The sequence below is a fragment of the Thermoanaerobacter mathranii subsp. mathranii str. A3 genome (assembly GCF_000092965.1).
In the GTDB taxonomy this organism is placed as follows: domain Bacteria; phylum Bacillota; class Thermoanaerobacteria; order Thermoanaerobacterales; family Thermoanaerobacteraceae; genus Thermoanaerobacter; species Thermoanaerobacter thermocopriae.
In genome coordinates this window covers 2,270,305-2,295,691 of record NC_014209.1, presented here as the reverse complement: position 1 = coordinate 2,295,691, position 25,387 = coordinate 2,270,305, and the positions used below count along the sequence as shown (strand labels likewise).

Sequence of the window (25,387 nt, the reverse complement as noted above, 5' to 3'; positions counted from 1 at the left end):
AGCAAGCTTTCGTTTAGCTTGCTGGACGATGGTGCATCCCAGCAAAACAGTTAACATTTATTAATGGGACACCTACAGGACTTAATACGAACTTTAATAGTTTTTTGTTGCTAATGAAAAAAAATAAATATAAAATATAGATAAGAACGCAAAAAGGAGGTTTACATATACTAATATGAGGAGATTTAATTTAAGGAGATAGGACTATGATTTATTTTGATAATGCTGCTACTTCTTGGCCTAAACCCGAGGAAGTGTATAAGGAAGTGGAAAAAACCTTAAGAAATTGCGGAAACCCTGGAAGAGGCGGACACAAAATGGCACTTGGAGCAGGAAGGGTTATTTTTGAGGCTAGGCAAGAGATAGGTAGCCTCTTTAACATAAAAAATCCTATGAGATTGGTACTTACATCTAATACAACAGAAGCTTTGAATATTGCCTTAAAAGGTGTTTTGAAAGAAGGGGATCATGTAATAACTTCTAGCATGGAGCATAATTCTATAATAAGACCTCTTATGACGCTAAAACAAAAGGGAATAGAAGTTACAATAGTGAAAGCAAATGGGGAAGGAAAGATTGACCCTGAGGATATAAAGAAAGCAATTGCAACAAACACAAAGATGATTGCCATAACTCACGCTTCCAATGTTACTGGTACAATAATGCCTATTGAGGAAATAGGAAATATTGCCCGGGAAATGAATTTGATTTTTTTGGTGGATGCAGCCCAGACGGCGGGTGTATTGCCTATAGATGTGGAAAAGCAAAATATTGATCTTTTAGCTTTTGCTGGCCACAAAGGATTGTACGGCCCTCAAGGTACAGGAGGGTTATATGTAAGAGAAGGCATAGAAATATTGCCTCTTGAAGAAGGGGGAACGGGAAGCAAGTCTGAGTCAATGTATCAACCTGATTTGATGCCAGACAAATTAGAAAGTGGAACTCCTAATACTCCAGGAATTGCGGGTCTTAAAGAAGGAGTAAAATTCGTAAAGTCTGTAGGTGTAGATAGTATTCGCCGGCAAGAAGAAAAACTTACAAAAATTTTAATAGAGGGATTAAAAGAAATAAAAGGAGTTAAAATTTATGGGCCTCAAAGGGTGGAGGAAAGAGTAGGAGTAGTTTCAGTGACACTAAAAGATAAAGATGTGGGAGAAATTAGTTATATTTTGGATAAGGATTTTAATATAGCTACTCGTTCGGGATTGCACTGTGCTCCGTTGGCTCATTCGACAATTGGCACATTAAGAACCGGAACTGTAAGATTTGGAATTGGATATTTTAACACTGAAGAAGAAGTAGAAAAAGCTATAAAAGCTATTGAAATAATTTCACAGAAAACATTCTGATGAATTGGAGGAGAAACTTATGCAAAATTTTTTAGGCATTATTTCTCAAAATGCTATACTGATTATCTTGTTTTTATCAGTTTTATCAATTATAGAATTAATTTTCATACTTATAATTAATGGGAAATTTTTAAGATTAAACAGGACTTATAATAAGGTGATTAAAACATTGGAAAAAGGAGATGTTTTTGATATTTTTTCTAGAATTCTTACCGAGAATGAAGATATAAAAAGCAAACTAGATAAGTTAAGAATAGATTTAAGTTCTTTGGATAAAGAAACAAAAACAGCAATTAAAAAAGTGGGGATAGTTAGGTATAATGCCTTTCCTGATGTAGGATCTGATTTAAGTTTTTCTATTGCCCTATTAGACAGCAATGACAATGGTATTGTTTTGTCTGGAATATACGGGAGGAATGAAACGGCCACTTTTGCAAAACCTATTGAAAAAGGGCAATCCAAATATCCCCTTTCTGCTGAAGAAATACAAGCAATAGAAAGAGCCAAAAGAAAAGCTTTGTAAAAAAACAAGGAGTGAAGGGATTGATTGCATTTATTGTAAATCTAATGGCAAGTGGAAGAAGGGCTTATAGAAAGATGTCAGAAATTAGAAGAATTATAAAAAAAATTAATCGATTACAAAAATTTTTATAACAAAATATACAGGGGATGGAAAAGTACGAGTAAGGAAAGCAGCTCTTAGTGGTTTTAAAGTTATAGCGGCAATTGCCTTAGTTCTTTTGGGAACCCATACTAAACTTGAAATTGTAGAAGTTTATAAAGCGAAAAAAGTAGAAACAGAGGCAAATCGAGAAGTACCTGTTAGTGTCGATGGCGAAATGTTATATATCAAGAATCTGGAAATAAAAGTAGAAAAAGGATACAATAAAATTATGTACTCTGAAAACATAATATAAAGTATATTGAGTTAAACTCTCAGGAATAATAAATTATGAAACCTGAGAGTTTATTATTTTTGGAGGCGGATAAATGGAAGAAGAAGTAAAAGGCAAGTTAGTTATCATAGGAGGAGCAGAAGACAAAGAGGACAAGTGCGAAATACTAAAAGAGGTTGTAAATTTAGCAGGGGGAAGAGAAAGTAAAATAATAATAATGACAACAGCGACAGAAAAACCAATGGAAGTCGGTAACTTGTATATTTCTATTTTTAAAAAATTGGGAGCACAGGATGTAAAAGTTGTAAATATAGATTCAAGGGAAGACAAGGAAATAAATTATGCAAGGGATGTACTTAAAGATTGCAGTTGTGTTTTTTTTACAGGTGGTGACCAATTGAGGATAACCAGTATTTTAGGAGGAAGTGGTATAGATAAATTGTTAAAACAATTGTATAAAGAAGGAACTTTAATTGTAGGTACAAGTGCAGGAGCTTCGGTGATGTCACAAACTATGATTGTGGAGGGAAATGATGAAGATTCTCCAAGGAAGTGCACTATCAAAATGGCTCCTGGATTAGGTTTATTAAAAGACGTAATAATTGACCAACATTTTGCACAAAGAGGGCGCATTGGAAGGCTTCTTGCAGCAATTGCTCAAAACCCAAACAATCTCGGAATAGGGATTGATGAAGATACAGCTATAGTTGTGGAGAAAAATAGCTTTAGAGTGATAGGTTCAAATGCTGTGACAGTAGTGGAGGGAAGAAAGTTAAAACACTCTAATGTTTCTGAATCAAGTCCTAATGAAATTTTAGCCCTCACCAATGTTATACTTCACATATTGCCATCCGGTTATGGTTATGATTTAGAAAAATGGATACCCAAAGTCAAGCTCAAGGAGGATAAAGTATGATTATTAAAGATATAAGGGTATATCGAGGGAGAAATATATACAGCCATAGACCTGTAATAAAAATGGCAGTAGATATAGAGAGATTAGATATCCCTACAAAAGATATACCCAATTTTAATGAGAAATTAATAGAATCACTTCCTGGCCTTTCAAAACATAGTTGTTCTTACGAGCATGAAGGGGGATTTTTAAAAAGATTAGAGGAAGGCACCTATTTACCCCATGTGACAGAGCATATAATTTTGGAACTACAAAATATGCTAGGATATGATGTAAAATTTGGAAGAGCAAGAACTATAGAAGGGAATCTGTATTATATAGTTTATGAATATGGATTGGAAGAGTGTGGGATAAGAGTAGGGAAATTAGCGGTTGAAATGGTAAATAAATTTGTACAAGGGGAAGAATTTGATTTAGAAGAGAGATTAGAGAAAATACGCAATATAATTGCTGAAATAGAACTGGGGCCTAGTACAATGGCTATAAAGAACGAAGCTCTAAAAGCAGGAATTCCAGTTACAAGGGTAGGAAATGGTAGTATCTTACGATTAGGTTATGGGAAATATCAAAAAATGATCGAAGGCACAATTTCACAAAATACCAGTTGCATTGCAGTAGACATAGCTTCAGATAAAATCTTGACAAAACAGATTCTAAAAGACCATGGATTTCCTGTGCCGGAGGGAGATGTTGCTTACAATGAAGAAGAGGCAATTGCTATTGCAGAAGAAATTGGATATCCTGTCGCTATAAAACCTTACAACGGAAATCAAGGCAAAGGAGTTCATTTAAACATAACCAATGGAGAAGAAGTAAGTATAGCTTATAGAAACGCCAAAGCTTACAGTGACCTTGTTATTGTAGAAAAACATATAAAGGGTAAACATTACAGAGTATTGGTTGTAGGCGAAAAAGTAGTAGCGGTAGCCGAAAAAATTCCTGCCCATGTAATAGGGGATGGGATTCACACTATTGAAGAGTTAGTGGAAATAGAAAATAAAAATCCTTTAAGGGGAAAAGGCCATGAAAAACCCCTTACAAAACTTACAATAGATACTATTTCTAAATTGACTCTTAAAAAACAAGGTTTTGATCTACAAGATGTTCCTAAAAAAGGTAAAAAAGTATTTTTGAGAGAAAGTGCAAACTTAAGTACAGGAGGAATTGCGATTGACAAGACGGATGAAATTCATCCAAACAATATAGAAATTGCTGTAAGAGCAGCGAAAGCTATTGGTCTTGATATAGCTGGTATAGACATTACAATGGAGGATATAAAAAAACCTCTAACTGAAAAAAATGGAGCGATAATTGAAATAAATGCATCTCCAGGAATAAGGATGCACCATTATCCTAGCAAAGGTAAACCGAGAAATGTAGCAAAGGCGATTGTAGATATGCTTTTTCCTAAAGGAAGCAAGGCCACAATTCCTATTATATCTATTACAGGCACAAATGGAAAAACTACAGTTACCAGAATGACAGCTCATATTTTAAAGACCTATGGCTATACTGTAGGAATGACTTGTACTGACGGCATTTATATCGATGACACCTGTGTCTACAAAGGTGATAATACCGGCCCAAAAAGTGCAAGAACTTGTCTAGCTGATAAAAACATAGATGCTGCAGTATTAGAAACAGCAAGAGGAGGTATTATAAGGGAAGGCTTAGGTTATGATTTGGCAGATGTAGGTGTAATAACCAATATTTCAGAAGACCATCTTGGCATTGATGGAATAAAGACTTTAGAAGACTTGGCTTTTGTTAAGTCTTTGGTGGTGGAAGCAGTAAAAGAAGACGGCTACAGTGTTTTAAATGCTGACGATCCTATGACTCCTTATTTGGCTCAAAGGGCTAAAGGTAAAGTAATATACTTTTCAATGTACGATAATAACCTCACTGTGAAAAAGCACGTAGAAAAAGGCGGAATTGCAGTATATGTTAAAGATGGTGTCATCGTTATAGCAAATGGACAAATAATTCCTGTTGTAAAGATAGAGGAAATTCCTGCAGCTTTGTCAGGGAAAGTTTTGTATAATGTGGAAAATGCTCTTGCAGCTATCGCTGCTTCTTATGGTGTAAAAGTGCCTATAAATATTATTGCAAAGGGTATAAAGACATTTTACTGCGATACTACACACAATCCAGGGCGATTTAACTTATTTAATGTAGGTAATTTCCGTGTATTAGTAGATTATGGCCACAACATAGCTGGAATAAAAAGTGTAATAGAAGCAGCACAAAAACTTGATGCGAACAGGCTCATCGGTGTGATAGGAGTTCCAGGAGATAGAATAAATTCTAGCATATTAAAAGTAGGAGAGATTTGTGGTGAAGGGTTCGACTTTATATATATAAAAGAAGACGTGGATTTAAGAGGCAGAAAACCCGGAGAAGTAGCGAGAATATTAGAAGAAGGTGCAATAAAAGGAGGCATGGATAGAAAAAAAATAAAGACTATTTTAAAAGAGACAGAAGCGTTAAAGGCAGCTATGTACCATGCTGAGGCGGGAGATTTAATAGTAGTCTTTTATGAAAAATATCAGCCGATTATAGATGTGATAGAAGAGTTCATCAAAAACAAAGATTTGAAAAATAGTGAAATGAAATTAGAAAGGGCTTAAAACTAAGCCCTTACTTTGCTTTCTTCATATATTTCATTTATTGTCTTGTATATTCCCACAGAAATAATGTCTGCCATTTTCATTACCATTCTAAGTCTGGTGTTTTGAAGCACCATGTATTCCATAAAGCCAGAGACATTAACAATTCCTGTAACAAACATATCTCCTACAGGCGGTAGATCTTTTAAAACCCCTGCTCCAGGCTTTATAGGTCCTTTTCCAACAGAGATGTGACCTACGTGGTTTAAAGATCCCAAACAGGCGTCTATAGCTACTATAAAAGGACGCCCATAATTTAAATTTATGTATTTTAAAACCTGATGTATGTTTTTTGCATGTAATGGCTCTTCTAAAGTACCAAAGATATGGGCTTTTCCTTTAAGAAGAGGCTTTAGTTTATGACCAATTAAAGGTCCCAAGCTATCCCCTGTGGACCTATCAGTTCCTATACACAGCAAAACTATTTCTTTTCGATAATCGTATAGTTCTGTCAAGCAGTTAGAAAAAAATTTATAAAAATGCCCCAAAGCATTTTTGTCTTCTATATTTATAAGCTCCATATGATTCTCCTTTCTTTAGTTGATAAGTCTTTCAAATATATTTTTGGCAACTATGTAAAATTAAATACAGGTAATTTCCGGTTTTTAATTGTTGAAAAACCTTTCTTACTTGTGTAATATATAAAATATAAAGAAGGTAAAGCGGGTGATATGATGGAGGCAATAGTCCAACTATACCAAAAATTTTTAAGTCTTTACGATATAAAAATATTAAAAGTAACTTTCGATATCATAAAAATTTTAATTATATCCTTTGTAGGTATAAAAATAGGGGACATACTTATATCAAGGTTTTATAAATTACAGGCAAAAGGAAAAATACAGCTTCCTGAAAGAAAGATAGGCACTTTAATGTCTCTTACCAAAAATATATTGAGATATGTCATTTATTTCATAGCAGCTGCTTCAATACTAAAAATTTTCAACATAGATATGACATCAATATTGGCAGTTGCCGGAATTGGCAGTTTGGCTATAGGTTTTGGTGCTCAAAATCTAGTCAAAGACGTGATTTCGGGGTTTTTTGTAATATTTGAAGATCAGTTTGGAGTTGGGGATTATATAACGATAAATAATTTTTCGGGTCTTGTTGAAGAAGTAGGACTTAGAACAAGCAAAATAAGGGATTTTTCGGGTGATTTACATATAATACCAAATGGAGAAATAAAGACTGTAACAAACCATACACGAGGCAGTATGAGAGCGCTTGTAAATGTAGGTGTTCCTTACGAAGAAGATGTTGATAAAATAACAAATGTGCTTAAGCAAATTTGTGAAGATATAAAAAAATCCAGAAATGATATAATAGACGGTCCTACAGTTTTGGGAATTACGGATTTTCAAGATTCACAAGTTTTAATAACTATTGTTGCAAAAACAGAGCCTATGAAGCAATGGGAAGTTGAGAGGGAGATAAGATATCGGATAAAAAAAGTATTTGATCAAGAAAAAATTGCATTTCCATATCCTCATAGAGAGATTACAATAAAAAATAATGATACATAACTTAGTTAGCAACGTTTGCAAATGTATTAGTTTATTTGATTTGGAAATTGAAAAAATTAATTGAGGTGATTGCTTTGCCAAAAGAACTCCACGTTGGAGATATTGTAAAGATGAAAAAAAAACATCCTTGTGGCTCTGACGAATGGGAAATTTTAAGAGTTGGCATGGACATTCGCATAAAATGCCTAAAATGCGGAAGAATGGTTTTGATGCCCAGAGCTAAATTTGAAAAAAGCATCAAAAAAATTTTAAAAACAGTTGAAAATCCCTCTGGACAATGATAGAATAGGGTTATAGATTGCCGCCTTGCCCTTTTTTGGGCCGTTTAGTCCAAAAGGAGGTGAAAAAATGAGGTCATACGAGACAATGTACATTCTCTCTCCAGATTTAAGTGAAGAGGAAAGAAAAGGCTTAATAGAAAGATTTAAAAACCTCATTGTTGAAAATGGTGGAGAAATAACCAATTTTGATGAATGGGGTAAGAGAAAGTTAGCATATCCAATTGACAAAAAACCTGAGGGATATTATGTACTGATGAACTTCAATAGCGACTCAAAGGTTTCTCAGGAATTGGAGAGAGTTTATAAAATTACAGATGGCGTTTTGAGATATTTAATAATTAGAACTGACGAATGATCGTTTATTAATAAAAAAGGTGGGTTAAAAATGTTAAATAAGGTTATTTTAATAGGCCGCCTTACAAAAGACCCTGTGATGAGGTATACTTCTGAAATGGTTCCTGTTACCACATTTACATTGGCGGTGAACAGGAATTATGTTAGTCAAAGCGGGGAAAGGCCTACAGATTTCATACCCATCGTAACTTGGAGAAAACTTGCAGAAATTTGTGCTAACAATTTAAAAAAAGGTAGGTTAATAGCAGTAACTGGAAGCATTCAAACCCGAACATGGGATGACAATAGCGGCAATCGGCACTGGGTTACCGAAGTGGTAGCAGATGACGTAAGATTTTTAGAGCCAAAATCTGGTTTTGGCAGCAGTAACAATGCTGAAGAAAATAAAGACTTGGATGAATACTTTGATAGCGTATTTGAAGATGTACCGGAAGAATTTGAGGGTTTTACACCTATTGAGAGTGAAGATGATTTACCTTTTTAAAAGGAGGTTGAAGGATGACAACAGCTAATACTACTGCAAAAGATAATGCGGCGACTACCAAGAAAAAGGGCAGAAAAGCGAAAAAGCGCGTTTGTGCTTTCTGCACAGATAATATAGATAAGATTGATTACAAAGATGTGGCCAGGCTACGTAAGTATATTACAGAAAGAGGGAAAATTCTGCCGAGAAGAATAACGGGAAACTGTGCAAGGCATCAAAGGCAGCTTACAAGAGCTATTAAAAGAGCAAGACAAATAGCACTACTACCATATACAGTAGAATAATGATATAATTATAAGAGGGCAATGCCCTCTTTTAGTTTACTGTTTAAAAAAGCTGTCAAAAATAAAGGTGGAATGGAAAAATGAAAAATAACCTTGAGATTGCCAAAAATATTATGAACATTGAAAATTTAAAAATAAACCTCTTGGGAAAAGTATATTCTCTTTTTAAAGCTTTTAATGAAGATGAAGATGGAGAAGTGTTGAGAGACAATCTTTGTGATATTTTAATTTTTGCCTACTTATTAGGAGAGAAATTGGGCTATGACTTTGAAGAAATGGATGAAGCGGTGATAAAAAAACTCAAACTTCAAGTTATTGATAAAAATGAAGGTGAATATAATTTTTCTGGACTACAAAGATACATAAATAGTAGAAAACGGGAGTGATTTAATGGATTTACGAAAACTTACCAATGCGGCAATGATGACAGCAATTGCTGTAATAATGACGTTAATAGGAGTGTATATTCCACCACTATTCGTACTGTTTTTTTTAATACCAGTTCCCGTTGCTATAACTTGTATAAGAAGCTCTAAATCTTATGCTATTGCATCATCTTTTGCAGTATTTATTGTAAATGTAATTTTTGTAGATATAGCTACAGCTTTTATAAGTTTATTTTTTGCCTTTCAAGGACTTGCTATGGGCTATTTAATATTGAAAAAACGTAGAGCTAGTGAAACTGTTATTGATACCTCTATTGTGTCAATATTTGGGATAGTTATAATATTGTACTTAACAAAAGTAGCCTTCAAAGTAAATGTGTTTGATTTGTTTTTTAAGACAATTGATATAAGCACAAAAGAAGTATTATATATTTATCAAGGGCATCCAAACTTTTCGGCTATAAGAAGCAATTTATTAGCGGTTCAAGAAATACTAAAGATGACTTTACCTGCATCCATACTAGTTACAGTTGTGGCTGTTATTTTAGTTAATTATATAATTATATCCAAAGTCTTAAAAACTCAAAGGGTCTATATAGAAGCACTTCCTCCTTTTGAAGAATGGAAAATGCCTTATATAACAGGATGGATTTTTATTGGAGTGTTGTTATATCAATATTTTCTAAAGCAACCGGAAGCAATAACTACTAATATAATAGCATTGCTCTCTCTGGGTTTTACACTAGGAGGTTTGTCAATAGTAAAATATTATTTAATTCATAGATTGAAGATGAAATCATTGGCTGCTAACTTAATCCTTGTATTTTTATTTCTTTTTCCTCTTACCTCTTGGTTACTTTTCGTAATAGGTATTGTGGATACTAGCTTGAATTTAAGAAAATATATGAATTAACAAGTTAAAAAACGAGAGGTGTTTTTGTGGACAAGAAATTTTATAAAGTAATTTCTTCTGTCAATGTGGTAAATATTTTGCTATCAGCTCTCTTAATAGCCATAATGTTTTACTACAACAAGATAATTGCTTTTATTTCATTAATCATTTTTCTTTTGGTGCTTTTACGTGATTACTACGAAATAAAGAAAAAACGTTTAGAGTTAGATAAATACATAGAAAATATATTTTTCAATGTTGACAAAGCATCAAAAAGCCTTTTAGCAAGGATGCCAATTCCTGCTGTTGTGTTAAATAGTAAGGGGGAGATCCTGTGGTATAACGTAAGCTATTCTCAGGCTTTTAATGAAAATGAAGAGATAAAAAAGCTGGTAAAAAAATACACAGAAGGCAAAGCAGATGAGAAAAAGAACCAAATAGAATTCAACGGTCGCTACTATTCTGTGTTAAAAATAGATTCTCAAACAAAAAGAAAAAAAAGAGAAGACTTAAGTTGTACTCTTTTGTTTCTTGATAACACTGAATACTTTAGGCTTAAAAAATCTTTAGCTTCCGATAGACCCGTGGTAGGGCATGTAATAATTGACAACTATGAAGAAGCGATGATGGCAGTAGAAGATATTAAAAAAGCGGTGGTTTCTTCAGAAATAGAAAAAAAACTTTCAGAATGGGCTTTTTCAATAAAAGCCTTTATGAAAAAATATGATGATGATAAATACTTTGTTATATTTAAAGAGGAAGGATTAAAGACGTTGGAAGAAAATAAATTTGAAATATTGGATAAAGTAAGAGAAATTGGGGAAGAAATAAAAATTCCTTTAACTTTGAGCATAGGAATTGGAGCGAATGCCAATGACTTTTTAGCCTTAAATGAATACGCCTCTAGTGCTTTAGACTTAGCATTAGGGCGAGGTGGAGATCAAGCAGTAATAAAAAGAGGAGATAAAATTTCATTTTATGGAGGAAGAACACAAGCTGTTGAGAAGAGGACAAAAGTAAAGGCGAGAGTAATTGCTCATGCCATAAGAGATCTTATAAAAGAATCTTCTACGATTTTTATAATGGGACATGACTTTATGGATTTCGACTCATTAGGGGCTGCGATTGGCATGTATAGAGCCTGCATGTCTTTAGGTAAAAAAGCCTATATAGTATTAGATAAGTCTAATGTAGCGATAGATGAATTGGTAAAGAAAATACAAAACACAAAAGGCTATGAAGATTTATTTATAAAAAGTAGTGAAGTTAAAAATACGGTAGACCAAAACAGCCTTTTAATAGTGGTTGATACCCATAGACCAAGTCATCTTACTTATCCCGAGATTGTAGATATTATAGACAGAATAGCTGTAATAGACCACCATAGAAGAGGAAAAGAGTTTATTGACAAAGCCTTGCTTGTTTATTTAGAGCCTTATGCTTCTTCTGCTAGCGAATTAGTCACAGAAATTTTGCAGTATATAGTAGACAAGATTGACATAAAACCTATAGAAGCTGAGGCTTTAATGGCGGGAATATCGGTGGATACAAAAAATTTCACCTTCAGGACAGGCTCTAGGACTTTTGAAGCAGCCTCATTTTTGAGAAGAAAGGGTGCAGATACAACCTCTGTTAAGCAGCTTTTCCAAAATGACATAGAGTCTTATATAATAAAATCTTCGATAGTGAAAAATGCCGAGATACTGGATAATGGCATTGCAATAGCAGTTAGCCCTCCAAATGCCAACAATCTCATCATAGCCCAAGCTGCTGATGAGCTCCTTACAATAAAGGGAGTACAAGCCTCTTTTGTCCTTTTAAAAAGAGAAGAAGATGTAGCCATAAGCGGACGCTCTCTTGGAGACATAAATGTTCAAATTATCCTTGAAAAGCTCGGTGGAGGAGGACATTTAACTGTTGCAGGAGCTCAGGTCAAAAAACCTATAGAAGAAGTACTGCAAGACTTAAAAAATGCTATTAAAGAATATTTTGAGGAGGAAGGGGAAGATAAATGAAAGTCATATTAGTGAAAGATGTTAAAAATATAGGTAAAGCAGGAGAAATTGTAAATGTTAGTGACGGCTATGGGAGAAATTATCTTCTTCCAAGAGGACTTGCCATAGAGGCTACAGAATCCAACATAAAAGTGCTTAATGAAAAGAAAAAGGCGGAAGAGAAAAAGAGACAGCAAGAATTAGAAGAAGCAAAAAAATTAGCTCAAGACCTTTCAAATATTAGCCTGGTTTTAAAAGTAAAAGCAGGAGAAAATGGCAAACTCTTTGGCTCTGTAACTTCGAAAGATGTAGAGAAAGCTTTAAAGGAGAAAGGCTTTGACATTGATAAGAAAAAAATATCTTTTGACGAGAGTATAAAGACTACAGGTACCTATTATGTAGACATAAAACTTTATCAAGGAGTCACAGCAAAAATGAAGGTAGATGTTGTGGCAGAGTAATTAAAGCAAGGGGGAATAAAGGATGGAGTGGAGCAAAATCCCTCCCCAAAACATAGAAGCTGAACAATCTGTCTTAGGGTCAATGCTTCTATCTAGGGATGCCATAATAGACGTTTCTGAAATACTAAAAGCAGAGGACTTTTATAAAGAGTCTCATAAAAAATTATTCGATGTAATGATGGAGATGTTTGAAAAAGACATCCCCGTTGACCTTGTGACAGTGGTTGATGAACTTAGAAAGCGTAACATGTTAGAAGCTATTGGCGGAATTGATTATATAGCAAGTCTGTCTTCAAATGTCATTACCACTGCTAATGTATCTTACTATGCAAAGCTTATAAAAGAAAAAGCTACATTGAGAAGACTTATTGAGGCCTCATCAGAGATTATGGAGTTAAGTTACGAAGGAGATGACGTAGAAACTGTCCTTGACATAGCAGAACAAAAAATATTTGATATAGCTCAGGGAAGAAACACTACTAATTTTTCACCTATAAAAGACGTGTTAATGAATACCTTTTATAAAATAGAGGAACTTTATAAAAACAAAGGACAGCTCACAGGTATTCCCTCTGGCTTTCCTGACCTTGACTTAAAAACTGCTGGCTTTCAGCCCTCTGACTTTATATTAGTCGCAGCAAGACCTTCAATGGGAAAAACCTCTTTTGCTTTAAATATTGCTCAAAATGCAGCTCTTTTGACAGGCCTTCCTGTTGCCATATTTAGCTTAGAGATGTCAAAAGAGCAGCTGGTAAACAGACTTATCTGTTCTACTGCCAATATAGATAGCCAAAAGCTTAGGACAGGAAATCTTGATGAAGACGACTGGATGAAACTGGCGGCTGCGATGACTCCTCTTTCTAAAGCTCCTATTTACATTGACGACACTCCTGGAATTGGCGTAATGGACATAAGAGCGAAGTGCAGGCGCCTCAAACTGGAAAAAGGATTAGGGTTGGTGATGATAGATTATCTGCAGCTTATGCAAGGGAGAGGAAAGGCAGAAAACAGGCAGCAAGAAATTTCAGAAATATCGAGGTCTCTTAAAAGTTTGGCAAGAGAATTAAATGTTCCTGTAATTACCCTTTCACAGCTTTCCCGCGCACCTGAGTCTAGGTCAGACCACAGACCTATTTTGAGCGATTTGAGAGAATCTGGAGCAATAGAGCAGGACGCTGACATAGTAATGTTTTTGTACAGAGATGATTACTATCATAAAGATTCTGAAAAGAAAAACATAGCAGAAGTTATAATTGCAAAGCACAGAAATGGACCTACAGGTACAGTTGAACTTTTATGGCTTGCACAGTATACAAAATTTGTAAGTCTTGATAAATATAGAACGGAATAATCTTTAGTTTGCTTTTAAGAAGGGATGAAAGTCATTATGGCTCATTTTGATTACCTTAAAAAAGTCCCTTATTTTAATGAACTGGAGGATAAGTCCCTTGAAGAGATACATAAGATCTCTATCATAAAATCTTTTAAAAAAGGTTCTATTATTTTCATGGAGGGGGAAAAGGGAGAAGCTATATATTTTGTAAGATCGGGCAAAGTTAAAATATCAAAAACCTCTTCTACGGGGAAAGAGTACATTATTAAAATAATGGAAAAAGGAGACATATTTGCTGAATCTGTCCTATTTGTTGGTGGAGAATATCCTGCAACTGCAGAGGCTATAGAGGATTCCGAAGTAATTGTACTTAAAAATCAAGACATAGAAAATTTAATACTGAAAAATAGCGAAATAGCCTTAAGCATTATTAAACTTATGGCAAAAAGATTAAAAAATGTAGCTGTGATAATAGAAAATCTTGCTTTAAGAGATTCCATTGGCAGAACGGCTTCTGTGCTTCTTACATTCGCAAAAGAGAGAGGAATAAACACAAAAGAGGGAATTTTATTAGATTTAAATCTCAATAGGCAAGACCTTGCTAACATAGTCGGTACCTCAAGAGAAAATGTCACAAGGATTTTAAGTCAATTAGATAAAGACGGGGTAATACGCCTTGACAGGCAGAGAATATTAATTAAAGATATAGAAAAGCTTAAAGAGATGCTGTAGTGATATTTTTCCTTCCAATCACTAAAAAAATAACCTACAGGCACTTCAAGTTTTTCAGCTATATAAATAAGTTGCTCTAAAGAAGGCAATGTTTTGCCATTTTCAATTCTGCTTAAGACAACCCTATTCATAAATATCACCACATAAAGTTCATTTCAAGACTTTTTTGAGGATTTTCTGTTTTTTTGAGTATCAAAGAGATATTCATTAAAATTCTAACTTCCATATCACTGTAAACAAAATCAGCGTAATTGGAAAGAGCAGGGATAGTAACTTTCATTGCTTCTTCAAGCTTTTTCATAGCCTTTTCATAATCTTTATTGACAGTTTTTTCAAAAACAGATTCGGCGAGAAATAAAAGTTGTTTTTTCAATTTTTCTAAGAGTATCCCTATTAATAAAACTATACTCAGAAACATCAATTTGAGAAAGGCCTAAGGATTTTCTTATATTTTTCAATTCTTCCCCAAAGCCTTCCAGGTCATAATAAAACCCATCCATTTTTTAACACCCCATGCAGATTCAAATCGGCTTGTAATTGTTTCTTTTACCACGTATTATATAAATAAGGAAAGAAAAAGTAAAGGGAAGTGAGGATGGAATGAAAAAGAATAGGAGATAGAAGGGTAGTACCATTAGGAGAAGAGGATGCAATAGACTTGCATTATGTAATTCCAAGGGGAGTGACGTAAGTTTACACTAAAATTTAATTTTTAGGGCATTGATCATAAAATAGAAAAGACAAGAGATTAAAGATTCGATAAAAAGAATGGAAGGTGTCATATGAGAGTGAATTGTTACTTAAAGCTTAGTTTTCTTGGATAAAAGTTTTAAAAAAATGTAATTATAGTTTTACTGATTAGTATTAATATTATTCCAAGTTTTGCTGCTTTTACCCAGAATTATATACGTCATTATGCATGGTCAAGCGATTGGGGCATGAAAATTTTCTTTTTTACGTAAATTACAGTGCTTCTAATTACATTGATTACCCCATGAAGTCTATTGGTGATCATTATGTTGCTGCTTTTAACAACTTGCCAAATCATCCTGAAATAGGTAATGGCAATTGTCACTTGGTAGGTGTTGATGTTGTTGATGCTAGTTCTGGAGTTTTAATTGGTACAATAGATACTTCAAAATTCGCAAAAAATCCGAATGGTTCGATTTGGAATCCAAATACATTAATATATTTTGATTTGTATAGTTCTTATACAATCAATTATTATTCTACGACAACAAAAACTGTTAATTCTACTGCAAAGACTCTTTTCCAATTAGATCCTAGTTGGATACCGAGTAGTTGGACTGACTATACGACTTTAACATTTAGCTTTTGAGGAGGTGAATTGAAGTGAAAAAAGGAAAAACTTTAATTTTAATTAGTTTGAGTATTTTTCTGATATTTATTTTAGCTATTGTTGCTTTTTCATTTTCAGCAGCAAATCCGCAAGAAAAAGCAAATGAATTACAATTTAATAATGTTGTGGAAAAAGTACTTGCCTTTTTTAAAAGCAACAAGGATAAATTACAGATTGATAAAGGTGACATGATTGCAGAAGTTAATGGTATACCGATATACAAAAATGAATTTGAATTACGGAAGGAGTTAACATTAGCACCAGGAGTACAAACAGATAATATAGATGATTATATATTGCAAAAGTTGATCAAGGAAAAAGTACAAGAATATCTGGCAAGTAAATACAATATAAGGGTTTCAGAAAGAGGAATAAATGAATATATAGAAAAAGAAAAGAAAGAGTTTAATGAATACCCAGAAGCAAAGAAGAAATTAGATGAATTGATTGCTGCAAGCGGTATGACAGAAGATGAATATTGGAATACTTATGAAAAATACAATGCAAAAAGGATATTGCTGTTTAGCAAATTGAATAATTATATTATAGAAGAAGGAATAAAGAGCGGGAAATTGAAAAAGGCCGAAGAGATGACAAACGACGTGCAAAATGAATACAAAAGGTATGTTGACAGTATAATAGATGAATATCTAAAAAGTGCTAAAATATCAATTAACAATAAATATAAAGATATGTTTAAAGACTTTTGAGAACATTGCCCAGACGCTGGGGGCGGTTCCTCACGTATGAAGATAAAAATCCTCCATAAAATGGGGATTTTTATTATGCTGCCTATTAGAAAACTGTAATCCACACAGTTCACGTTGAGAAAGCTTCTTTTGAAGCCTTAAAGACTTTATTTTAGTGCCAATAGGAATATTCATAAATATCACCACATAAAGTTTAAATTTTCAGATAATTTATTTCAAAAAATTTCCTTTATTCTTTTTAAACTATTGATTTTACTATTCTTGAGGTTTTTTCTGAAATTTCTGTCATGTAACTTAAAGTTACAGTGTATTATTTTTTCAATGACGATATATGAAAAAAGGAGAAAAAGAAAGAAAAAGTGAATAACTTTGCCAAAACGAAATATTGGGATAGTTCTTCAACAATTTTGACATTTTACTGGAAGGGGCAAGAATGGTAGGATAAAATTGAAAAAGGTATAGCTTTATTGACAAGAGTAACTTTTCTGCTTGGATACTGACATATGTTAACGTAAAGCTCGCCTATATAAATGATAAAAAAATAATGCAACCGTATTATTATCTACAGTGATAATAATTAGGCGTGGACATAATTATCCAAAACAATTAAATTTTAAAAGACAAGGGGTTGGAAGAATGAAAGAAAAAGAGCAAAAATTTAAACAAGTCTTGTCTTTATTTATAATCTTTGTATTAACTTTTATAATGACCTGTGGTTGTTCCACTGAGGAGAAAAAAGAGAAGGTAAAATTGAATGGAAGTCCTTTTGCAATTCTTGAGGAGGAAGAAGAGGAAGTAAAAGCGAAGCTTTATTATTGGGACCTTGAACACAAGAAAATAAAAGATGAATCAAAAATCATGCATACCATTCTAAAGAAAGAGGTACCAAAAGAAATTTACAAGAAGTCTCCAATTTCATGGGATGGAAAAGGACATTTGGTAATTCCATCATATGCACAAGTTTCTCAAGAGTATCAAGGAAATGTCGAGAAAGTAGAAATTCCTTTGCAAGAAAGAATAATTTGGGGGAAAGATGTAAAACTGGTCAGTAAAGAAAAGGACAAATACATTTTGGTTTTTACTGAGAATAGTAAGGATAAAGAAATAGAGTTGGTTATTCCTCCACACTTTTTTAAAGGGAATGACGGTAAAGAGTACAGCGTAGGAGAAACAGGCACTGTAGCAGGAATTATCAAAAAGGGAGATGAGGTATTTATACTGTACTCTTGTTTTATACCAGGTGCAGGGGAAATCTATGCAAAACTTTTCATAGCAAAATATGATCTTAAGGCAGAAAAAATAGAATGGGGAGAAGTAGAGATTCCAGAAAATGCAGAATTATCACCGGCGTTACCCCCTTTACCAGACAATACAACTTCTATTGAGAAAAGCTTCTTTATACCTACTCTTACAGTTCCTGCAGAAGTAGATATTGATAGTATGAAACTTAAGCCAATCAACAATATCATAGAGTATCAGAAGAAATATGCTTCAGAAACATTGAAATCAGCCATGCCGGTTAATATAGAAATTTTGGGGAGCTATGAAGATATTTTATTTGTAGGTATTCAAATGGTGAAGCCCACCGAGCCTCCAGAACTCTATGTTTTTGCGCTAAAAGATGGGCAAATGATGGGACTTTTGCGAAGGACAGAGAAAGGGATAGAGCTAGTAGACCAAGAAAATAAGGTAGTGGAAACATACGACATACCTAGAAGCAGTAGTTTTGGCGGAGAAAGGGATATCATTTTCCCAAATACAAGCGGGACAAATAGTATGATGGAGTAAAAATTAAAGTTGTAGGGTTGGAGGGGGATTTTATTAATTTTTTAATTTCTTAATTGCAATTACAGCCGTTTTTTGTAATTGGTCTTTTAATCTTTGATATAGCAGACAAAAAAGCTAAAAAGAAAGGGATTTTAGGAATGTATTAGGAGTAGTTGAGGCTTTGTGGTAGAATTTCAAATGTTCTAGAATCAAAATTCACAACTCTTTCATCACGACCATACCATTTTCTTTGGTAATTTCTAAGTTATAAAGTTTTTTACAGGACTCTATGGTTATTTTTTTAAGCTTATCCTGACCAGTTATTAATGGTCCTAGAGGTTTGTATAAGCAAGAAAATATCAAGCATATACCTCTTACTCAATATGCAAAAGAACTTAATGCTCAAAAGTCTGATGAGATAAGGACTATGAGTATATCATGGATAAAAGAAGGGGATATAAATATATGGCTTGTAGGAGATTTTAAAATTGGTCAATAAAAAACAGTAACCGGGAGATGAAATTTATGGCAAAGAATTTTCAGAACCCTTATAAGAGATATTTTTCTCTTATAAGCATTTTTTTTATTTTAATATTAATACTGCCAAGTTGTAATATTCACAAAAATAATGATGAGCCAGAAATTGCAAACAGTATAAAAACGAAAATAGGCAATAATCCTCCAAAATTTGATTTTATTAATAAAGTAGTTATGGCTGAAAACAATAGCGATATGATACAAAAAGCAAAAAAAGATTATCTACAAGCATTGAATCTTCTTAAAAGAGTGGGTAATGATAAAAAACTTCTTTATTTAACCGATCAAAATAAAAATTTAGAGCTAGTTGCGCAGAAAATGAAGGATGCTGCAGAAAAAAATGATAACTGGGTTGAAACTTGGGAGTATGCAAAAGAAGTGTTGGTTGATGGGTATTATGTCTTGCCATTTAGTTTGTCGGACAATGACTTACCTAGCCTATATGGTGAGGCTTTGGATATTTACAAGACACTCACATATGAAGTAGAAAAGTTGTCTCAAAAAACATTAGAGTATGAAAATAATAACAAAATAAATTTTGAGAGCTGGCTCAATCTATCGTATGTAGAAAATACTATTGAAGATGTTAGAACTAATTTGTTTAAACAGGTAGAACAACTTTTATCAGAATATGTAAAATTAAGTCGAGAAAGTGGTACAGATGAAAAGACACAAGTACAAAGGGCTAGAGCTTTAGGTTCAACGCTTTCGGTTCTTCAAATGGCAAAAAATCAAATTGAATGCAGTCAGATAATTATTGATACCATAAAGATAGGACAACATTCTGAAGAAGATAAAAGAGAAATTTTGGACTTATACAGAGAAAGAGCAGGAAAAGTAGTAGAAGCTATATCGGCCAAAATAAAAAGCAAGTCGTGGGGTGAAGAACTTTATAAATATTCTGTAGGAAATTATGACACTGCAAAAAAATTAGAAAAAAATAATTTTTATTCATTGGCTCTTATTAAATACCAACTTGCCTATATATTTGCGACACTTTCAAAAAATTGGATGGAATACCCAGATATAATACATTATGGAGACTTAAAAGCTAATGATGTTTCTGTAGAAAATATAATTAGAAGCTGGAATGATAGCGTAAAAGAATTTGAGGAGATTGATAAAAAACTTGATCAATATGAAAAAGAAGGGAAGGTCTTTTTAAATATAAGACTAGTGACCAACATTTTTTATAAGAGTTGGTTTAATGTTGGCGATGGTTTTCTTAGGAGATTTATAGAAACACAAAGTAACTGGAAGGAAGTAGGTAATATTGCTTATATGAATATAGGACCTGTTCCTTTTGCTTTGAAAATAATTGAAGAGGATTTAGAAAATTTATCAAAAGTGTTTGATTAAGAGGCCATTGACAACTTTCCTTGTTCATGATAATATACTAAAAGAAGCGAAAGTGAATAAAGTTGGCCTTTAAACTGGTCCTGTGAGGCTAGTAAGGCGAAGAGGGAATTACGTAAAGAAGAGAGAAAGCCTTTCTCCGCCTGATGGGAAAGGCTTTTTTGACGAGGAAAAGCCTCTGCTACTCACAGCAGAGGCTTAATTTTTGAGAGGAGGAAAATTATGAAAGAACTTACTGTAGGTACAAAAGAATTGTCAGGTCCAATAAAGAAGGGAGACAAAATTTCACTGCTACAGCTTCTTATTCTAGGATTACAACATACTTTTACGATGTTCGGTGCCACAGTATTGGTACCACTGCTTACTGGGCTTGATGTGGGAGTAGCTCTTTTTACTGCAGGGATTGGGACTCTCTGGTTTCACTTGGTTACAAAAAGAAAAGTTCCTATTTTTCTAGGTTCTTCCTTTGCTTTCATCGCACCAGTGGCACTAGTGGTAAAACAATGGGGAATTCCGGCGGCTCAAGGAGGCATCATAATAGCCGGATTACTTTATGGATTGATGGCGCTGCTAGTTTACTTTTTAGGGCGAGAATTAATAGAAAACCTTCTGCCCCCTATTGTAACTGGTCCGATAATAATGGTTATAGGCCTTAATCTGGCACCAGCAGCAATTAAAAATGCCTCTCAAAACTGGACGGTTGCCTTGATAGTGCTTACGACGGTAATACTTGTTAGCGTGTACGGCAAAGGTTTTTTCAAACTGATACCGGTACTGGTAGGATTAATTGTAGGGTATGTGATGAGTTTGATTTTAGGAATTGTGGATTTGAAACCTGTACAGGAAGCAGCGCTATTTGCCATACCGGCCTTTACAAAACCCGAATTCAACCCAGTGGCGATTGGTCTTATCGCGCCTGTGGCGATGGCTACTATAGTAGAACACGTGGGCGATGTGCTTTCCGTAGGAGCTACTGTACAGAAAGACTTCATAAAAGATCCAGGTCTTCATAGGACATTAATAGGTGATGGTATAGCCACATCTTTAGCGGGCTTATTTGGAGGTCCCGCCAACACTACCTATTCGGAAAACACTGGCGTTTTAGCGTTGACTGGGGTCTGGAAGCCCGAGGTGATGAGGGTGGCAGCAGTCATGGCTATAATACTTTCTACCTGTCAGAAACTTACTGCCCTAATAAGAACAGTGCCGGAACCAGTCATAGGCGGTATATCTATAATCCTGTTTGGCATGATAGCCAGCATTGGTATTAGGACTGTCGTGGAGAATGCTTTAGATTTCAAAAAGTCAAGAAACCTTATAATATCTAGCGCTATTCTAGTCTTTGGCATAGGTGGTGCCGTAGTGAACCTGTGGGGTGGTATTCAGCTGGGTGGTGTAGGTCTGGCTGCTATTATCGGTATAATATTGAACCAGGTATTGCCTAAAGAATAATTTTGAGCGGGGGAATATATTTCCCTGCTTTTTATTTTTTGGTATGATATAATAAAAATTGATTTCCTATGGGTGTGAAATTACCGTATTATTTTTAAGTATTGATTCATTATTTTGACTTTTTTTTATCAATATTGTATAATACCGTATGTATAAAGGCATAATATTAAAGCAATATGTTACACTTTTAATACAAGCAGGATTTGATATTACATACATCATTGTAAAGAAATAATTTTTTCTTACCATGGAGGTGGCGGATGGGTGAAAGAAATCCTGGAGGATATCAAAGATGCGGAAAACAGCGCCAGGGCAATGGTGGAAGAGGCCGAGCGTGAAGCAAGGTCTATATTGGCTGAAGCCAACCGCGAAGCTGAAGAATTGATTTCACAGGCCCGCAAAAAAGGGGAAGAAACTTTTAAAAATATTATAGAAGATGCAAAAAGGGAAGCGCAAAAAGAAGTTGTGGCTTTGAGGGAACAGTATGAAAACGAAATTGAAAAACTTCGGGAAAAGGCGGAAGGCCGTATCCAAAAAGCTGTAGACTTAATTGTGGAGAGGATAGTGACTTTCCATGGCAATTGTTAAGATGAAAAAAATGTACCTTTTTGGCCTGAACGAGGAGCGAGATAAAATAGTTGGTGCCCTGCAGAAACTAGGAGTAGCTGAAATTGCAGATTTGAGAGAAAAAGATATTGACATAGACATTACAGAACATCAATTTTCGGAACAAGTAAATAGCGAGCTATCGAAGATTGAATTAAAGCTTACTAGGCTGAAATTTGCTATCGATTTTTTGAAGCCTTATGGCAAGAAGTTAAATCCATTAATCTACGGTAGACCCAAGGTCAGCATGAAAAAGTTGCAGGAGCTCCTTAACCGGGAAAGCGAAGTTTTTAATGTCATAGACTCACTTTCTGATCTTGACCAGAAAATTTCAAGGCTTAAGTCGGAAGAATCCAGAATAAAGAACAAGGTTGAATTAATGAAACCATGGGAGCGATTGGATATCCCCGTAGAGGAACTAGGCAATGCCGGCAGCGTGGAAGTAAGGGCTGTGGTAATCCCAAAAAAGAACTTCAAATCCTTCAGGGATAAAATGGCTGAAAAAGAACTACCGGTAGACATAATCCCGGTAGGGGAAGGTCGGGAAGAGGAATTTTTATTAATAGTCTATCATATTTCGGTAAAATCAGATATTCAAGAGTTATTTAAGGAGTTTTCGGTTAATACAGAAGAATTTGAGGGATTTACAGGAACCCCGTTGAAGATAATTGCCGGACTTCAGGAAAGGTTGAAAAACATCGAAACCGAAAGGCAAGAAATAAAGACAGAAATTTCTAGGTTAGCGAACTGGCTACTGGACATAGAGGCTCTTTACGATTACTGGTTTGTAGAAAAAAAGAAAAAAGAGAACTTCATGAAAATGGCAGGTACTGAAAAAGTCTTCCTGATGAAAGCCTGGGTTCCCGAGCCGTCGGTGGGAGCCGTAAAAGAAGCGATTACCTCCGTCACCAGTGCTGCCTACATAGTTTTTACCGAACCGTCGGAAGATGATGACATACCGGTGGTTTTGTCAAACCCGAGGTTAGTGCAGCCTTTTGAGATAATAACCGAGCTCTACAGTCTTCCAAATCCAAGGGAGATAGACCCTAATGTGTTCATGGCGCCTTTCTACTTTGTGTTCTTTGGTATGATGGTTAGTGACGCGGCTTATGGTCTGGTGCTGTCCCTGCTGTCAGGCCTTGCTCTCTGGAAGCTCAAATTGAAAGGGATGGGTAAAAAGCTGGCGGAGCTTTTGTTCCTAGGAGGAATATCGACTTTTATCTGGGGGATGATTTTTGGTAGCTGGTTTGGTGACCTTATTAAGGTCAAGCCGCTCTGGCTGAATCCTCTTGACAATCCGTTGGCTGTTTTGTTTTTGAGTTTTGCTTTTGGTCTGATACAGATATACACTGGTATAATCTTGAGCGCCTATAAAAATATAAAAAAGGGAAGGGTAGCCGATGCTTTCATGGATCAGGGACTGTGGCTGGTGCTACTGACAGGGCTCGTGATGATGGCTTTTCCGAATTTAGCAGGAATAGCAAAATATGTAACTGCCGCCGGCGCAATAGGCCTTGTGCTGACGCAGGGGAGATCTCAGAAAAATATTTTAAAAAAGTTCATGTCGGGGCTTTTAAGCCTTTACAATGTCACTAGTTATTTAAGCGACGTGCTTTCTTACTCCCGTCTGCTGGCGTTGGGCCTTGCAACAGGCGTTATAGCTACTGTCATCAATACCATGGCAAGAATGCTAGGAGTAAATATATTCGGGTATATAGCGATGCTGCTGGTGTTGATAGGAGGTCACCTTTTCAACGTCGCAGTAAATGCCTTGGGCGCTTATGTCCACAGCAGCCGACTGCAGTATATTGAATTTTTCGGTAAGTTCTACGAGGGTGGAGGCAAACCCTTCCAACCTTTGAGGATAGACACGAAATATGTGGATCTAGAAGATATTGGTAGAGTTAATTTAAAAAATCAAACTTTTGAAGGAGGAGTTTAAATGGAAGTTACACTTGGTCAAGTTCTTGCACTGTTAGGAGCTGCTATGGCGGTTTTTCTGCCAGGAATTGGTTCAGCCAAAGGAGTCGGTATGGTGGGTGAGGCTGCCGCGGGAGTAGTTACCGAAGACCCCAGTAAATTTAGCCAGACTCTGATATTACAGGCATTGCCTGGAACTCAAGGAATTTATGGTTTGCTTACAGGTTTTGTGGTGATGCAAAGGATAGGAATCTTGGGAGGAAATTTGTTGCCTCTTACCACCTATCAAGGACTGCTAGTTTTTGCAGCCTGCCTTCCTATAGCTATAGTAGGCTTGCTTTCAGCTATTTCCCAGGCCAGAGCTGCGGCTGCTGGTGTAGGGATAGTAGCCAAAAGACCTGAAGAACTAGCTAAAGGTATAACTTATTCCGCTATGGTGGAAACTTACGCGGTGCTAGCACTGCTCGCTTCGATACTAATGCTCTTCGGTTTAAAGCTGGCATAAGGAGTGCTTATAATGCAGGGTATTGCAAAGATTAAGGAAAAGATTTTTGAAGAAGCCGCAGAGCAAAAAAAACGGATAATTGAAAATGCAAAAAAAGAAGCAACCGAAATCCTAGAGAAAGCGGGGAAACAAGCTGCACAACTAAAAGCCGATGCTGAGGAAAAGGCCAAGAAGGCGGCCGGGGAGGAAAAGAGGAAAATTTTATCTATTGCTGAACTGGAAGAGAGAAAGCGCTACTTGGAAGCGAAACAGGATTTGATAAACGAAGCCTTCGTCAGGGCGGAAAATAAACTTCTAAATCTAGAACCAGAAAAGTACAGGGACTTGGTCTACCGCATGATTTTGGCCGCTACCGTTGACGGTAATGAGGAAATTGTTGTTTCCGAGGATGACAAGGGAAAGATAACTCATGAATTGCTTGCGAAGGTTAACGAAGCCTTGAAAAGGCAGGGCAAGGCAGGCAATATTAGGTTTTCAGGAGAGAAAAGAACTATAAAAGGCGGGTTTATATTAAAATCGGCGACGGTAGAGGTCAATTGTACTTTCGATTACCTGCTTAAGGCCCAGAGGGAAGAATTGGAGACTGAAGTGGCCCGAATACTTTTTGAGGAGTGATAGCG

Annotated in this window: 29 protein-coding genes; 25 read left to right on the top strand and 4 right to left on the bottom strand. The window is 35.2% G+C overall.

Going from position 1 to position 25,387, the window contains the following annotated elements; translation table 11 throughout:
- Nucleotides 1–206: 206 nt before the first annotated feature.
- From TMATH_RS11345 to cphA, 4 genes are all read left to right on the top strand, one after another.
- Entirely contained in the window at nucleotides 207–1,349 is a 1,143-nt protein-coding gene (locus TMATH_RS11345; RefSeq protein WP_013151051.1) for an aminotransferase class V-fold PLP-dependent enzyme, read from the top strand.
- Nucleotides 1,350–1,368: 19 nt separating this feature from the next.
- On the top strand, nucleotides 1,369–1,872 hold the full coding sequence (locus TMATH_RS11340; RefSeq protein ID WP_013151050.1) for a DUF4446 family protein: 504 nt from the start codon (nucleotides 1,369–1,371) through the stop codon (nucleotides 1,870–1,872).
- Between the two features lie 467 nt (nucleotides 1,873–2,339).
- A complete protein-coding gene (locus TMATH_RS11335; protein ID WP_013151049.1) occupies nucleotides 2,340–3,161 on the top strand; it encodes a cyanophycinase in 822 nt (273 codons plus the stop codon).
- Entirely contained in the window at nucleotides 3,158–5,788 is a 2,631-nt protein-coding gene (cphA, locus tag TMATH_RS11330) for a cyanophycin synthetase (RefSeq protein WP_013151048.1), read from the top strand. The genes TMATH_RS11335 and cphA overlap by 4 nt, the downstream gene beginning before the upstream one ends.
- 2 nt (nucleotides 5,789–5,790) lie before the next feature.
- On the opposite strand, the gene yyaC is transcribed toward cphA, so the two are convergent.
- Complete coding sequence (gene yyaC, locus TMATH_RS11325) at nucleotides 5,791–6,348, bottom strand: spore protease YyaC (RefSeq protein WP_012996266.1); 558 nt, start codon at nucleotides 6,346–6,348, stop codon at nucleotides 5,791–5,793.
- A 150-nt stretch (nucleotides 6,349–6,498) separates the two neighbouring features.
- Here yyaC and mscS point away from each other — a divergent pair, with 150 nt between their 5' ends.
- The 11 genes from mscS to TMATH_RS11270 all read left to right on the top strand — a co-directional run bounded on the left by mscS (nucleotide 6,499) and on the right by TMATH_RS11270 (nucleotide 14,554).
- Nucleotides 6,499–7,353: a small-conductance mechanosensitive channel MscS gene (gene mscS, locus TMATH_RS11320; protein WP_013151047.1), complete on the top strand. Its 855-nt coding sequence runs from the start codon at nucleotides 6,499–6,501 to the stop codon at nucleotides 7,351–7,353.
- Between the two features lie 74 nt (nucleotides 7,354–7,427).
- Nucleotides 7,428–7,634 (top strand): DUF951 domain-containing protein, encoded by a 207-nt coding sequence (locus tag TMATH_RS11315; protein WP_003867429.1) that lies wholly within the window; start codon nucleotides 7,428–7,430, stop codon nucleotides 7,632–7,634.
- A gap of 67 nt (nucleotides 7,635–7,701) precedes the next feature.
- Nucleotides 7,702–7,989: a 30S ribosomal protein S6 gene (rpsF, locus tag TMATH_RS11310; protein WP_012996264.1), complete on the top strand. Its 288-nt coding sequence runs from the start codon at nucleotides 7,702–7,704 to the stop codon at nucleotides 7,987–7,989.
- A 30-nt stretch (nucleotides 7,990–8,019) separates the two neighbouring features.
- Nucleotides 8,020–8,472, top strand: a complete 453-nt coding sequence (locus TMATH_RS11305; protein ID WP_013151046.1) for a single-stranded DNA-binding protein — start codon at nucleotides 8,020–8,022, stop codon at nucleotides 8,470–8,472.
- Nucleotides 8,473–8,486: 14 nt separating this feature from the next.
- Nucleotides 8,487–8,756, top strand: coding sequence for a 30S ribosomal protein S18 (rpsR, locus tag TMATH_RS11300; RefSeq protein ID WP_013151045.1), 270 nt, complete (start codon nucleotides 8,487–8,489; stop codon nucleotides 8,754–8,756).
- A gap of 80 nt (nucleotides 8,757–8,836) precedes the next feature.
- The gene (locus TMATH_RS11295) at nucleotides 8,837–9,142 is read left to right on the top strand and encodes a MazG-like family protein (RefSeq protein WP_013151044.1); all 306 of its coding nucleotides are present in this window, start codon (nucleotides 8,837–8,839) and stop codon (nucleotides 9,140–9,142) included.
- Between the two features lie 4 nt (nucleotides 9,143–9,146).
- Nucleotides 9,147–10,055: a YybS family protein gene (locus TMATH_RS11290; RefSeq protein WP_013151043.1), complete on the top strand. Its 909-nt coding sequence runs from the start codon at nucleotides 9,147–9,149 to the stop codon at nucleotides 10,053–10,055.
- A 26-nt stretch (nucleotides 10,056–10,081) separates the two neighbouring features.
- Nucleotides 10,082–12,049: a DHH family phosphoesterase gene (locus TMATH_RS11285; protein WP_013151042.1), complete on the top strand. Its 1,968-nt coding sequence runs from the start codon at nucleotides 10,082–10,084 to the stop codon at nucleotides 12,047–12,049.
- The gene (gene rplI / locus TMATH_RS11280) at nucleotides 12,046–12,489 is read left to right on the top strand and encodes a 50S ribosomal protein L9 (RefSeq protein ID WP_013151041.1); all 444 of its coding nucleotides are present in this window, start codon (nucleotides 12,046–12,048) and stop codon (nucleotides 12,487–12,489) included. The genes TMATH_RS11285 and rplI overlap by 4 nt, the downstream gene beginning before the upstream one ends.
- Nucleotides 12,490–12,511: 22 nt before the next feature.
- Nucleotides 12,512–13,840, top strand: coding sequence for a replicative DNA helicase (gene dnaB, locus TMATH_RS11275; RefSeq protein ID WP_012996257.1), 1,329 nt, complete (start codon nucleotides 12,512–12,514; stop codon nucleotides 13,838–13,840).
- A 36-nt stretch (nucleotides 13,841–13,876) separates the two neighbouring features.
- Nucleotides 13,877–14,554, top strand: a complete 678-nt coding sequence (locus TMATH_RS11270) for a Crp/Fnr family transcriptional regulator (protein ID WP_013151040.1) — start codon at nucleotides 13,877–13,879, stop codon at nucleotides 14,552–14,554.
- On the opposite strand, the gene TMATH_RS12310 is transcribed toward TMATH_RS11270, so the two are convergent.
- Genes TMATH_RS12310 through TMATH_RS12605 form a run of 3 tightly spaced genes read right to left on the bottom strand, consistent with a single transcriptional unit; the run spans nucleotide 14,470 to nucleotide 15,054 of the window.
- The gene (locus TMATH_RS12310; protein ID WP_083768298.1) at nucleotides 14,470–14,685 is read right to left on the bottom strand and encodes a helix-turn-helix domain-containing protein; all 216 of its coding nucleotides are present in this window, start codon (nucleotides 14,683–14,685) and stop codon (nucleotides 14,470–14,472) included. The genes TMATH_RS11270 and TMATH_RS12310 overlap by 85 nt on opposite strands.
- Nucleotides 14,686–14,690: 5 nt before the next feature.
- Nucleotides 14,691–14,927 carry a hypothetical protein gene (locus tag TMATH_RS12610; RefSeq protein ID WP_232192581.1) on the bottom strand — a complete coding sequence of 79 codons (237 nt, stop codon included), beginning with the start codon at nucleotides 14,925–14,927 and terminating at the stop codon, nucleotides 14,691–14,693.
- Nucleotides 14,887–15,054: a helix-turn-helix domain-containing protein gene (locus TMATH_RS12605; protein ID WP_232192580.1), complete on the bottom strand. Its 168-nt coding sequence runs from the start codon at nucleotides 15,052–15,054 to the stop codon at nucleotides 14,887–14,889. Before TMATH_RS12605 ends, TMATH_RS12610 begins: the two co-directional genes overlap by 41 nt.
- A 419-nt stretch (nucleotides 15,055–15,473) precedes the next feature.
- Here TMATH_RS12605 and TMATH_RS11255 point away from each other — a divergent pair, with 419 nt between their 5' ends.
- From TMATH_RS11255 to TMATH_RS11215, 10 genes are all read left to right on the top strand, one after another.
- Nucleotides 15,474–15,893 (top strand): hypothetical protein, encoded by a 420-nt coding sequence (locus tag TMATH_RS11255; RefSeq protein ID WP_013151039.1) that lies wholly within the window; start codon nucleotides 15,474–15,476, stop codon nucleotides 15,891–15,893.
- A 14-nt stretch (nucleotides 15,894–15,907) separates the two neighbouring features.
- Complete coding sequence (locus tag TMATH_RS11250) at nucleotides 15,908–16,624, top strand: SurA N-terminal domain-containing protein (RefSeq protein WP_013151038.1); 717 nt, start codon at nucleotides 15,908–15,910, stop codon at nucleotides 16,622–16,624.
- 636 nt (nucleotides 16,625–17,260) lie between these two features.
- Nucleotides 17,261–18,412: a hypothetical protein gene (locus TMATH_RS11245; protein WP_013151037.1), complete on the top strand. Its 1,152-nt coding sequence runs from the start codon at nucleotides 17,261–17,263 to the stop codon at nucleotides 18,410–18,412.
- 319 nt (nucleotides 18,413–18,731) lie between these two features.
- On the top strand, nucleotides 18,732–18,890 hold the full coding sequence (locus tag TMATH_RS11790) for a hypothetical protein (protein ID WP_232192579.1): 159 nt from the start codon (nucleotides 18,732–18,734) through the stop codon (nucleotides 18,888–18,890).
- 26 nt (nucleotides 18,891–18,916) lie between these two features.
- Nucleotides 18,917–20,287, top strand: coding sequence for a hypothetical protein (locus tag TMATH_RS11240; RefSeq protein WP_013151036.1), 1,371 nt, complete (start codon nucleotides 18,917–18,919; stop codon nucleotides 20,285–20,287).
- 219 nt (nucleotides 20,288–20,506) lie between these two features.
- Nucleotides 20,507–21,736 carry a uracil-xanthine permease family protein gene (locus tag TMATH_RS11235; protein ID WP_013151035.1) on the top strand — a complete coding sequence of 410 codons (1,230 nt, stop codon included), beginning with the start codon at nucleotides 20,507–20,509 and terminating at the stop codon, nucleotides 21,734–21,736.
- 264 nt (nucleotides 21,737–22,000) lie between these two features.
- Nucleotides 22,001–22,324, top strand: a complete 324-nt coding sequence (gene ahaH / locus TMATH_RS11230; protein WP_013151034.1) for an ATP synthase archaeal subunit H — start codon at nucleotides 22,001–22,003, stop codon at nucleotides 22,322–22,324.
- Nucleotides 22,311–24,284 carry a V-type ATP synthase subunit I gene (locus TMATH_RS11225; RefSeq protein WP_013151033.1) on the top strand — a complete coding sequence of 658 codons (1,974 nt, stop codon included), beginning with the start codon at nucleotides 22,311–22,313 and terminating at the stop codon, nucleotides 24,282–24,284. The genes ahaH and TMATH_RS11225 overlap by 14 nt, the downstream gene beginning before the upstream one ends.
- Nucleotides 24,285–24,767 carry a V-type ATP synthase subunit K gene (locus tag TMATH_RS11220; RefSeq protein ID WP_012269824.1) on the top strand — a complete coding sequence of 161 codons (483 nt, stop codon included), beginning with the start codon at nucleotides 24,285–24,287 and terminating at the stop codon, nucleotides 24,765–24,767.
- 12 nt (nucleotides 24,768–24,779) lie between these two features.
- A complete protein-coding gene (locus TMATH_RS11215) occupies nucleotides 24,780–25,382 on the top strand; it encodes a V-type ATP synthase subunit E (RefSeq protein WP_013151032.1) in 603 nt (200 codons plus the stop codon).
- The last annotated feature ends 5 nt before the right edge of the window (nucleotides 25,383–25,387 follow it).